Below are 10789 nucleotides of genomic sequence, written 5' to 3'. Positions count from 1 at the left end.
TCTATTAAAGCGGCTTACAATTTACCCCATACTGATCATATGAATATGGATCCACTTCGACTTGCCGCTCAAATTGTATCAGGGATTGGTTTTTTAGGTGCTGGTGTTATTTTACGAAGAGGAAATGATAGTATTGCAGGGCTAACGACTGCTGCCATGATCTGGGGCGCTTCTGGTATTGGTATTGCTGTTGGAGCCGGCTTCTATATCGAAGCGATTTTCGGAATGTGTTTCCTTATGATTAGTGTCGAACTTATACCATTAACAATGAAATTTGTGGGACCGAGATCATTTCGTCAACGTGATATCGCAGTAAAACTTGTTGTGCGAAATATGGACAATATCCCAATTGTAATTGAAGAAATAAAAGAAATGGATATAAAAGTTAAGAATATGAAGCTCAAAACATTGGAGAATGGCTCGCACTATTTACATTTGAAATTATGTATCGATCAAAAAAGACATACCGCTGATGTTTACTACGCCCTCCAGCATCTTGAAAGTGTTCAACAAACTGAAGTGGAAAGTATGTAATGTAAAACAAACTCTCTTTTAAATTAGAGAGTTTTTCTTTTTTCTATAATGGTAACAATGAATGTAGTCCTGCAAAGTAAGGAGGAATAGAACATTGAAATCCCGTCCAAATTTAGTAGATACATTTCGTGATTCCATTATTTTTCGTTTAGTTTGTTTTATCGTTGTACTTACTGCTTTTTCTGGCTTTCTTATACATAGATTAGAGCCATCGCACTTCACCACATGGTTTGATGGAGTTTGGTGGTCAATCGTTACCATTTTCACCGTTGGTTATGGTGACTTTGCCCCGCATACAACAATGGGAAAACTAATCGGTATGGGTATTATTTTATTTGGAACCGGTTTTTGTTCTTATTATATGGTTTTGTTCGCCACTGAAATGATTAGTAAACAATATATGAAGATTAAAGGAGAGGAAGCTGCAACTTCTAACGGACATATGATTATTGTCGGCTGGAACGAACGGGCAAAACATGTTGTAAAACAAATGCACATCTTACAACCGAATCTTGATATCGTTTTAATTGATGAAACACTTTCTTTACTTCCAAAACCATTTCATCATCTAGAATTTATAAAGGGGTGCCCCCATCACGATCAAACTTTATTAAAAGCTAATATTACAACGGCACACACTATATTAATAACTGCTGATAAAGAAAAGAATGAAAGCTTAGCAGATACACAATCCATTTTAAATATTTTAACTGCAAAAGGTCTCAACCCAAACATTCACTGCATCGCTGAACTTCTTACTTCTGAACAAATACAAAATGCAACAAGAGCTGGTGTATCAGAAATTATAGAAGGAAATAAATTAACGAGCTATGTATTTACCGCTTCTCTTTTATTCCCTTCCATTTCAGGTGTACTATTCTCACTTTACGATGAAATCTCTGATAATAAATTACAACTGATGGAGCTTTCTCCATCCTGCATCGGACAAACTTTCGCAAATTGCAGCTATACTCTGTTAAAGCAAAACATTCTCTTACTAGGTATAAAGCGCGACGAACAATATATGATTAATCCAGTCCATTCCTTTGTTCTCATTGAAAGCGACATACTCATTGTTATTCACCATTAATAAAATAACGCTCTAGTTCTTGTATGAGCACTTTCCCAATATTAATATATTTTCTTTTCACATCTCCATCTGGATCTTTCGGCTCAGCAAATTGATCCATTCCACTCGTTCCGGCTGCTAGAGTATTTACATGATCATCTAGTTCGTCTTGATATACGTGCGAAAGAATATATGGCGTTTCAAGCCGGACGATTACGCCCGGCACATCTAGTTCGCCATTCACCGCTGTAAATGGCACCCGTAAAAATTGATAGCCTTCTTCTTCATCGATTTTATAATCAAAGCACCCTTTATCATAATCCCAATTGCCACCAATGCTATATCCGAGTGGCTTCATTATCTCTTCTAGCTTATATAACGCATATGTGCGTCCTTCTAAATTGGATTGAATCGGAATCAAGCCCATCCCTCCTAACCTTTTTCTTTAGCATACCCACTCTAGTTTGAATATACCGATGGACTTTTCGATAAAATAATAAAAAGCGACCGGAATCCGGTCGCTTTTTATTATTTTAAACGCTCTTCTAATTCTGCTTTTAACTCTTCAAATCCTGGTTTACCAAGTAAAGCAAACATGTTTTTCTTGTATGCTTCTACTCCTGGTTGGTCAAATGGATTTACGCCTAATAAGTAACCGCTCATCGCACATGCCTTTTCGAAGAAGTATACAAGGTAACCGAATGTGTACTCATTTAATTCAGGGATATTTACGATTAAGTTTGGTACGCCACCATCGCTATGTGCAAGTAATGTACCTTCGTATGCTTTTGTGTTTACGAAGTCTACAGTTTCACCAGCAAGGTAGTTTAATCCATCTAAATCGTTTTCTTCTGATTCAATTGTTAGTTCATGTGTAGATTTACCTACTTTCAGAACTGTTTCGAATAAGTCACGACGACCTTCTTGAACGTATTGACCTAATGAGTGTAAGTCAGTTGAGAAGTTTGCTGAAGATGGGAAAATACCTTTTTGATCTTTTCCTTCACTTTCACCAAATAACTGTTTCCACCACTCAGAGAAGTATTGAAGTGCTGGCTCATAGTTAACAAGCATTTCAATTGTTTTTCCTTTATTGTATAAAGCATTACGAACTGCTGCATATTGGTAAGCTGGGTTTTCTTCTAGTTCTGATGTACCGAAGTCACCATGACCAGCAGCTGCACCTTTCATCATCTCTTCAATATTTAAGCCACTTACTGCGATTGGCAATAAACCAACTGGCGTTAATACAGAGAAACGTCCTCCAACATCATCTGGAATAACGAATGTTTCGTAACCTTCGTTATCAGCTAATGTTTTTAATGCACCACGTGCTTTATCTGTCGTTGCATAAATACGTTTGCGAGCTTCTTCTTGTCCATATTTTTCTTCTAATAACTTACGGAAAATACGGAATGCTAGTGCCGGCTCTGTTGTTGTACCTGATTTGGAAATAACGTTAATAGAGAAGTCTTTACCTTCTAATACGTCCATTAAATCTTTCATGTAAGTGGAGCTAATGTTTTGTCCAACAAATAGCACTTGTGGAGTTTTACGTTGTTCTTTAGAAAGCGTGTTGTAGAAAGAATGGTTTAACATTTCGATTGCTGCACGTGCTCCTAAGTAAGAACCACCGATACCTACAACAAGTAAAATGTCAGAGTCATTTTTAATTTTTTCTGCGCATTTTTGAATGCGAGCAAATTCTTCTTTGTCATATTGAAGCGGAAGGTCTACCCACCCAAGGAAATCGTTCCCAGCTCCAGTTTTTTCGTGGATTGCGTGATGTGTTACTTTCACTGCATCACGTAAATAAGTGATTTCATGTTCACCGATGAAGGATAACGCTTTAGAATAGTCGAACGTTACATGTGTACTCATCTTTTTCCCTCCAGTAATGTATATGTATTTCTGTATTCACTTTAGCGAAACTGCAGTTGTAAATCAAGCGATTCAACAATTGTAAACGTAACCAATATATATTTTTTAGAAAAAGTTCATTTTTTGCATAAAAATTCGCATTTTTCGGTATAGATGTATATACATCCTTTTTCTTATATTTTTTATGTATAAAAACAACATAACTACCCCATTCTATAAAGGAGTTAATTAACTCATCGCTTGCTCATGCTTCACAATTAAGGGGGGGCTTTTTCATGAGTACTCTGCAACGTATCGCATTAGTCTTTACTGTAATCGGCGCTGTGAACTGGGGACTGATCGGGTTCTTCCAGTTTGACTTAGTGGCAGCCATTTTCGGTGGACAAAACTCTGCTCTCGCACGTATTATTTACGGCATCGTCGGTATTTCTGGGCTTATCAATCTTGGTTTACTCTTTAAACCATCAGAAAATCTTGGTACTCACCCAGAAACGAACGAAATCCACTAGTCAGTATGTCTTTATTTCACCTCCGACATACGAATATGATTGCATGCAATCATATTTGCAAATATATATCATAAGACAAAGTAAAAGAGGAACGCTCATATGCGTTCCTCTTTTACTTTGTTAACTCGGACTCTTCAATCCATTCTGTTAGCTTTTCTCGCAGCGTATTAAATCCGTTCTCAGATGGATTCGGTATAAGAATCCGTCCTTGTTTTCTTTTCGCCGCTTTTAACGATAAACTCATTTTTCTGTGTTCTTCATCAATTGAAAGTACTTTTACTTCTACTGTATCGCCGACTTTTAAAAAGTCATGAATATCCTTTACATATCCATTTGTAATTTCAGATATATGCACAAGCCCTTGTGTTTCTGCATCTAACGCTACAAATGCACCGTAATCTTGAATCCCAGTCACTTTCCCTGTTACAACCACTCCTGTTGTATATTGTTCTGACATATGAAACACTCCCATACGTTTACCATTTTCTCTACAATTGTAGATAGCAAAGCAGATGATTTATTGTTAAATATCCGATTAGTTAGTACGTACCCGAAGTAAAGCGACTCAGGATACGCATACCTTATATTAGTAAATTATACCACTATGACAGAACTCATTCAAAATTAACGAAAAATTTCCTGTAGTACGTATAATTCTCCAATATTGGGATAGAATACTAACACATGGCTTTCTAGTATTCCCCCCCTTTTATGGACAAAACGTATTACGTTTTGTCCTTTTTTTATTTTCTATAAACCGTTCCATTCTCTTCATTGCTTCCATTAGTTGTTCAAGCGATGTTGCATACGAGCAACGAATAAATCCTTCACCGCTTTCACCAAATACACTTCCAGGTACAACAGCGACTTTTTCTTCTAATAATAGCTGTTCTGCAAATTCAGCTGAAGATAGTCCAGTTGAAGAAATAGCAGGAAAGACATAAAATGCTCCGCCCGGTACATGACATGTTAATCCCATTTCATTGAAAGATGTCGTCATAAAATTACGTCGTTTCTTATAACTATCTCTCATTCGAATTACTTCATCATTCCCCGCTCGTAACGCTTCGAGTGCTGCGAACTGAGACATCGTCGGTGCACACATCATGGAATATTGGTGGATTTTGAGCATTAATTCTGAGAAATGAACAGGAGCTGCAATCATACCGAGGCGCCATCCTGTCATCGCAAATCCTTTTGAAAATCCTGAAATTAAAATCGTATGCTCACGCATATTTTTAATACTCGCGAAACTTGTATATACTTCGTCGTATACAAGTTCTGCATAAATTTCATCAGATAATACGATTAAATTGTACTTTTCAACGATCACTGCTATTTCTTCAAGCTCGGATTTATTTAACATCGCACCTGTTGGGTTATTTGGTGAGCAAAGTAAAATTGCCTTTGTTTTCGCTGTAATAGCTACTTCAATTTGTTCTGGTTGTACTTTAAACTCATTTTCTAAAGTAGTCGCCACAGGAACCGGAACTCCTCCAGCTAATGTCACAAGCGGTGCATAAGAAACGAAACTTGGTTCAATAATGAGTACTTCATCATCAGGATTTATAATGGCACGCATCGCTACATCTAACGCCTGACTCGCTCCAACTGTAACAATGATTTCATCGTTTGAATCATAAGATACTGCAAATTGTTTTTTTAGATACTTTGCTATTTCTTGACGGAGCTCCAATAATCCTGCATTTGCTGTATATGACGTATATCCTTGTTCTAAAGAACGGATACATGCTTGCCTTACATTCCAAGGTGTAACAAAGTCAGGCTCTCCTACTCCAAGAGAAATAACACCTTTCATATTCGCTGCTAAATCGAAAAACTTTCGAATACCTGATGGTTGTAAAGATTCTGCTGCTCTAGATAGTTCAAATTGCTTCATGGTGTCACCACAATCCGCTTATCATCATCGTTTTTTTCATAAATAATTCCCTCATGTTTATACTTCTTCAAAATGAAATGCGTTGTTGTAGAAACGACAGATTCAATGGTTGCTAATTTCTCAGAAACAAACATCGCTACTTCTCCCATTGTCTTTCCTTCTAATGTAATAGAAAGATCATATGTCCCTGACATTAAATACACAGACTTTACTTCTGAATAACGATAAATTTGTTCAGCAACCGCATCGAACCCAACGCCGCGCTTTGGCGTAACTTTCACATCGATCATCGCCGTTAAACCTGTATGTTCTTTCACCTTCGTCCAATCGATATGTGTTACATAATCCACAATAATCTTTTCCGCTTCTAATTTTTCAACCATTTTCTTTACTTCTTCTACTTCTATATTTAACAGCTTCGCTAATGTATCTACAGATAACCGACTACTTTTTTCAAGACAAGCTAATAATTCTAATTCCTTTTCTGTCACCATATAAATCATCCTTCCTTTTCCTTTGTGTCTAAATTATACAAATCCCCCTTCCAGTTTGAAAAGAAGATTTTTTTAGTGAATTATGTCAAAATAAAGTGAAACTTTAATCAGCGGAAAGACTCACCCCGCTGATTATCAGCCCACACCAATCGGGCTTTTACGAGCAGTTGATCTCCCACCTCACTTCTTTGCCTCAACCGTCTTTTTAGATGGGAGTCTTACTGCTCGTTAAAGCGGGGTAAAGTGAAACTTTAATCAGCGGAAAAAGGCGTGATAAAGCGAAAGGGGATGGAACCGTGAAACCAAAAGTTTATATTGCCGAACCAGTTCCAGCATTTGTAGAAAACTATTTATCAGAACACTGTGATTATGAAAAATGGGAGCAAAATGAGAAGGTACCTCGTGATGTTCTATTGGAAAAAATCCAAGATAAAGATGGTTTATTAAATTTCGGATCTTCTATTAATGAAGAATTATTAGAGGTAGCTCCTAACTTAAAAGTAGTAAGCAACATTTCTGTCGGTTACGATAATTTTGATTTACAAGCGATGGAAAAGCGTAATGTCATCGGAACGAATACGCCATTCGTACTAGATGATACAGTAGCTGATCTCGTTTTCGCTCTTATGCTATCTGCCGGTCGCCGTGTTTGCGAACTAGACTCTTACGTAAAAAATGGTGAATGGAATGCGGAAATTGGAAAAGAGCACTTCGGACTGGATGTACACCATAGTACAATCGGTATTATCGGAATGGGCCGAATTGGAGAAGCCGTTGCAAAACGAGCGAAATTCGGATTTGATATGAATGTTCTTTATTATAACCGTCGCCGTAAAGAAGAAGCAGAGCAAAAATTCGATGCTACATATTGTGATTTGGAGACGCTACTAAAGCAATCTGACTTTATTGTCCTTCTTACGCCATTAACAGATGAAACGTATCATCTTATCGGAGACAAGGAATTTTCATTAATGAAAGAAACAGCAATCTTCATTAATGCTTCTCGCGGGAAAACAGTAGATGAAGAAGCGTTAATCTATGCGTTAACAGAAAAGAAAATCTTTGCAGCAGGCATCGATACGTTTACACAAGAGCCAATTCAAAAAGAGAATCCGCTCTTATCCTTACAAAATGTTGTGACTTTACCGCACATCGGATCTGCAACATTAAAGACTAGGCAGCAAATGGCTATGACAGCCGCTGAAAATTTAGTTGCAGCGTTACAAGGAAAAACACCGCCTAATATTGTTCGTGGGTAATAATGAATAAGCGAAAGGCAAGATGACATCGTCATCTTGCCTTTTTTTGTTAACATATTTTTTTCTGCCTTGGAGATGATATGAACAAAAATCAATGGAGTGACAAAAAATGAATCACGAATATACTTGTCCTTATTTCACTTTTTCCACTCGCGGCACTACTATTCATTACGAATTGTATGAACATGACAATAAAACGGAACGTCCTACTTTCGTACTCGTTCACGGCTTTTTATCTTCCTCATTCAGTTACCGCCGCCTCATTCCTTTATTATCGAAAGCAGGAACAGTACTGGCTCTTGATTTGCCACCATTCGGAAAAAGCGATAAGTCTCATCTGTTTAAGTATTCTTATCACAATTTAGCAACGGTTATTATCGATTTAATTGAACATTTATCTCTCTCAAATATTGTGTTAGTTGGGCATTCTATGGGTGGACAAATTTCTCTCTATGTAAACCGTATACGCCCTGAATTAATCTCCAAGACGATTTTACTATGCAGCTCTAGCTATTTAGCACGCGCAACCTTACCTTTACTGTACTCTTCTTACTTACCGTTCTTTCATTTATACGTAAAGAACTGGATTATACGGCGCGGCATTGTTCATAACTTAATGAATGTCGTTCATGATCACTCATTAATTGACGATGAAATGAAGGAAGGTTACTCTGCTCCTTTTTATGATAACCGTATATTCCCGGCTTTAACTCGTATGATAAGAGACCGTGAAGGTGATTTATCCTCAACTGAATTACAAAAAATCAAAACACCTACACTACTCATTTGGGGTGAAAAAGATCGCGTCGTCCCTGTACATGTAGGTCATCGACTACACAAAGATTTACCAAACTCAAAATTTATTTCTTACGAAAACACAGGACATTTACTACCTGAAGAAAAACCTGAGCATGTTTATGAAGAAATCATCGCTTTTTCTGCGCAGTAATGTAAAAAGGCTGTCGGAAATTCCGACAGCCTACAATGAACAACTTCCGCCTTCTTTTATTACAAGTAATTCCACAGCTAACTTCTCGCATTTTTCAAGCGCAGGTACTTCCTCAAAAGACATAAAGTATATATGTTGAATCTTCTTTGCGATGTATTTCGAATCATCAAACACACTTACGACGTTCACAACATCGCTCGCTTCTGTTTCATAAAACTCCGGTCCCATTTGAAACGGATCCCAATTCTTCACAACCTCTATCATCTTTTCATATGTACCCATTCGCTTCCCGCCTTTTCACTTTTTAATACTTTTCTTTATCCTATCACATCAGCTATTCTATAAGAAGAGAGAGAACTTTCATAACTTATCGGTTTTACAGAAGAAGGGGGCAAACTTATGCAACTATTTCATAAAACAGTCAATCGACGTGGAACTCATAGTACAAAATGGGATACATATAAAAACGAAGAACTTATCCATGCTTGGATTGCTGATATGGATTTTGAAGTACCACAACCAATTCAAACTGCTTTAAAGACACGTATCGAGCATCCTATTTTCGGCTACACACTTCCTCCCGAAAATATTGGAGATATTATTTGTAACTGGACAAAAAAACAGTATAACTGGGATATTCAAAAAGAATGGATTGTCTTTAGCGCCGGAATCGTTCCAGCTCTTAGTACGAGCATACAGGCCTTCACAAAAGAAAATGAATCCGTTCTCATACAACCACCTATTTATCCACCATTTTTCGAAATGGTTACAACAAACAATAGACAATTATGCGTAAGTCCATTACAGAAACAAAATGATACATATGCGATAGACTTCGAGCATTTAGAAAAGCAATTTCAGCAAGGCGTCAAACTCATGCTTCTTTGTAGTCCTCACAATCCTATCGGGCGTGTTTGGTCAAAAGAGGAACTCACACAACTTGGCACGTTATGTACAAAATATAATGTAATCGTTGTCGCGGATGAAATTCATTCCGATATTATCTACGCAGATCATACGCATACACCATTCGCTTCCTTATCAGAAGAATTAGCAGCACGCACCATTACTTGTATGGCTCCGAGTAAAACATTTAATATTGCCGGATTACAGGCATCGATTATTATTATTCCAAACGAAAAACTCCGTCAAGCCTTTACATCTATCCAATATAGACAAGGCTTCCACGGATTAAATATATTCGCCTATACAGCGATGCAAAGTGCCTATACAGAATGCAACGATTGGCTAAATGAAATTCGATTATATATAGAAGATAACGCTCAATTCGCTTGTGAATATATTAAAAATCACATACCTGCTCTTTCTGTAACGAAACCAGAAGGTAGTTTTTTATTGTGGATTGATTGCTCTCGCCTACAACTTTCTCAAAATGAACGCACTACATTACTTGAGGAAAAAGGAAAAATCATCGTTGAACCTGGTGAGAAATACGGATTAGGCGGAGAAAAACATATTCGAATTAACATCGGCTGTCCAAGATCTGTTTTAGAAGACATTTTAAATAGACTGCGCCATACGTTTTCATAATAAACTCTTTTGTAGGTAAGTCGACATATTCCAAAAATCGCTGATATATTTTCACTTACGTTTCACAAAAAAAGCTACCATGCACGGTAGCTTTTACTTTTTCTTCATATCTGACGCTTTTTTTACAATGACACCACAAGCAATTCGATCACCGGATTTACCTGCTGGTTGTGTCATACCATCATCAGCATTTTCTGTAATAATAATAGACGCTCCATCTTTTCTATGAATCGTCGTTTTTCCTTCTTCAAGCGTTATATGCGGCGCATCGATTTCTGCTTTAATTTTCCCAGAACCGTCTGCAATTACGTTTGGTAAATCACCGTTTTCTGCACCTTTCGGATTAAGGAGTCCATGCTTTTTATTATCAGGATTAAAATGATTCCCAGATGATTCAAAACGTGGCGCTTTACACTCACCAATTTCGTGCACATGTATACCGTGCGGGCCGGGCGCGAAACCTTCCCCTTTAATCGTAATTTTCACTCCGCTTGTTTGCTGCACTACTTTCGCAGTCCCTACTTCATCACCTGAAGCATTATGTAATTTCACGTCAATTTCTTTCGGCTTTCCTTGGTCACAACCTGCCATCAGAAATAATACACAACAACTGAAAAAAAGCCGTTTTTTCATTCTATTCCCT

General features: G+C 37.4%; 13 protein-coding genes (1 of these 13 only partly in view). 6 read left to right on the top strand and 7 right to left on the bottom strand.

From position 1 onward, the window contains the following. Both AABL52_RS02980 and AABL52_RS02975 read left to right on the top strand, forming a co-directional pair. Positions 1 to 534: the 3' portion of an MgtC/SapB family protein gene (locus tag AABL52_RS02980; RefSeq protein ID WP_063260549.1), read on the top strand. It extends 147 nt beyond the left edge of the window; only the last 534 of its 681 coding nucleotides appear in the window; its start codon lies off the left edge, out of view; its stop codon occupies positions 532 to 534. A 94-nt stretch (positions 535 to 628) separates the two neighbouring features. Further along, entirely contained in the window at positions 629 to 1624 is a 996-nt protein-coding gene (locus tag AABL52_RS02975) for a potassium channel family protein (RefSeq protein WP_341518883.1), read from the top strand. On the opposite strand, the gene AABL52_RS02970 is transcribed toward AABL52_RS02975, so the two are convergent. Continuing rightward, positions 1611 to 2024: a YugN-like family protein gene (locus AABL52_RS02970; RefSeq protein ID WP_341518882.1), complete on the bottom strand. Its 414-nt coding sequence runs from the start codon at positions 2022 to 2024 to the stop codon at positions 1611 to 1613. The two genes, AABL52_RS02975 and AABL52_RS02970, sit on opposite strands and share 14 nt — an antisense overlap. Positions 2025 to 2131: 107 nt before the next feature. Continuing rightward, positions 2132 to 3484, bottom strand: coding sequence for a glucose-6-phosphate isomerase (locus AABL52_RS02965; RefSeq protein ID WP_097843772.1), 1353 nt, complete (start codon positions 3482 to 3484; stop codon positions 2132 to 2134). A 275-nt stretch (positions 3485 to 3759) separates the two neighbouring features. Between AABL52_RS02965 and AABL52_RS02960 the strand changes: the two genes are divergently transcribed. Next, on the top strand, positions 3760 to 3993 hold the full coding sequence (locus AABL52_RS02960) for a DUF378 domain-containing protein (protein WP_000105787.1): 234 nt from the start codon (positions 3760 to 3762) through the stop codon (positions 3991 to 3993). Positions 3994 to 4105: 112 nt separating this feature from the next. On the opposite strand, the gene yugI is transcribed toward AABL52_RS02960, so the two are convergent. The 3 genes from yugI to AABL52_RS02945 form a co-directional block, all read right to left on the bottom strand. Next, the gene (gene yugI, locus AABL52_RS02955; protein ID WP_000003765.1) at positions 4106 to 4450 is read right to left on the bottom strand and encodes a S1 domain-containing post-transcriptional regulator GSP13; all 345 of its coding nucleotides are present in this window, start codon (positions 4448 to 4450) and stop codon (positions 4106 to 4108) included. A gap of 252 nt (positions 4451 to 4702) precedes the next feature. Beyond that, on the bottom strand, positions 4703 to 5893 hold the full coding sequence (locus tag AABL52_RS02950) for an aminotransferase (RefSeq protein WP_341518881.1): 1191 nt from the start codon (positions 5891 to 5893) through the stop codon (positions 4703 to 4705). Then, a complete protein-coding gene (locus tag AABL52_RS02945; RefSeq protein WP_000255701.1) occupies positions 5890 to 6387 on the bottom strand; it encodes an Lrp/AsnC family transcriptional regulator in 498 nt (165 codons plus the stop codon). Before AABL52_RS02945 ends, AABL52_RS02950 begins: the two co-directional genes overlap by 4 nt. A 254-nt stretch (positions 6388 to 6641) precedes the next feature. Between AABL52_RS02945 and AABL52_RS02940 the strand changes: the two genes are divergently transcribed. Both AABL52_RS02940 and AABL52_RS02935 read left to right on the top strand, forming a co-directional pair. Next, entirely contained in the window at positions 6642 to 7646 is a 1005-nt protein-coding gene (locus tag AABL52_RS02940; RefSeq protein WP_341519689.1) for a 2-hydroxyacid dehydrogenase, read from the top strand. Positions 7647 to 7755: 109 nt separating this feature from the next. After that, positions 7756 to 8595 (top strand): alpha/beta fold hydrolase, encoded by an 840-nt coding sequence (locus tag AABL52_RS02935; RefSeq protein WP_341518880.1) that lies wholly within the window; start codon positions 7756 to 7758, stop codon positions 8593 to 8595. Positions 8596 to 8625: 30 nt separating this feature from the next. On the opposite strand, the gene AABL52_RS02930 is transcribed toward AABL52_RS02935, so the two are convergent. Beyond that, positions 8626 to 8877, bottom strand: a complete 252-nt coding sequence (locus tag AABL52_RS02930) for a YugE family protein (RefSeq protein ID WP_000537644.1) — start codon at positions 8875 to 8877, stop codon at positions 8626 to 8628. A 117-nt stretch (positions 8878 to 8994) separates the two neighbouring features. On the opposite strand from AABL52_RS02930, the gene AABL52_RS02925 reads away from it, so the two are divergent. Next, positions 8995 to 10146 (top strand): MalY/PatB family protein, encoded by a 1152-nt coding sequence (locus AABL52_RS02925; protein ID WP_341518879.1) that lies wholly within the window; start codon positions 8995 to 8997, stop codon positions 10144 to 10146. A gap of 93 nt (positions 10147 to 10239) precedes the next feature. Here the strand turns inward: AABL52_RS02925 and sodC are convergent, their stop codons facing one another. After that, positions 10240 to 10779, bottom strand: a complete 540-nt coding sequence (gene sodC / locus AABL52_RS02920; RefSeq protein ID WP_341518878.1) for a superoxide dismutase [Cu-Zn] — start codon at positions 10777 to 10779, stop codon at positions 10240 to 10242. Positions 10780 to 10789: the final 10 nt, after the last annotated feature.

Source organism: Bacillus paramobilis (assembly GCF_038096195.1).
In the GTDB taxonomy this organism is placed as follows: Bacteria; Bacillota; Bacilli; order Bacillales; family Bacillaceae_G; genus Bacillus_A; species Bacillus_A mobilis.
Note: the sequence above shows the minus strand (reverse complement) of the source record. Positions and strands in the feature narration are given on the sequence as shown.

What these genes read in the sequence shown, in the direction of transcription:
- AABL52_RS02965 (WP_097843772.1), bottom strand. Translation starts at nt 3,484, where the DNA reads ATGAGTACACATGTAACGTTCGACTATTCTAAAGCGTTATCCTTCATC.
- AABL52_RS02960 (WP_000105787.1), top strand. Translation starts at nt 3,760, where the DNA reads ATGAGTACTCTGCAACGTATCGCATTAGTCTTTACTGTAATCGGCGCT.
- yugI (WP_000003765.1), bottom strand. Translation starts at nt 4,450, where the DNA reads ATGTCAGAACAATATACAACAGGAGTGGTTGTAACAGGGAAAGTGACT.
- AABL52_RS02950 (WP_341518881.1), bottom strand. Translation starts at nt 5,893, where the DNA reads ATGAAGCAATTTGAACTATCTAGAGCAGCAGAATCTTTACAACCATCA.
- AABL52_RS02945 (WP_000255701.1), bottom strand. Translation starts at nt 6,387, where the DNA reads ATGGTGACAGAAAAGGAATTAGAATTATTAGCTTGTCTTGAAAAAAGT.
- AABL52_RS02935 (WP_341518880.1), top strand. Translation starts at nt 7,756, where the DNA reads ATGAATCACGAATATACTTGTCCTTATTTCACTTTTTCCACTCGCGGC.
- AABL52_RS02930 (WP_000537644.1), bottom strand. Translation starts at nt 8,877, where the DNA reads ATGGGTACATATGAAAAGATGATAGAGGTTGTGAAGAATTGGGATCCG.
- AABL52_RS02925 (WP_341518879.1), top strand. Translation starts at nt 8,995, where the DNA reads ATGCAACTATTTCATAAAACAGTCAATCGACGTGGAACTCATAGTACA.
- sodC (WP_341518878.1), bottom strand. Translation starts at nt 10,779, where the DNA reads ATGAAAAAACGGCTTTTTTTCAGTTGTTGTGTATTATTTCTGATGGCA.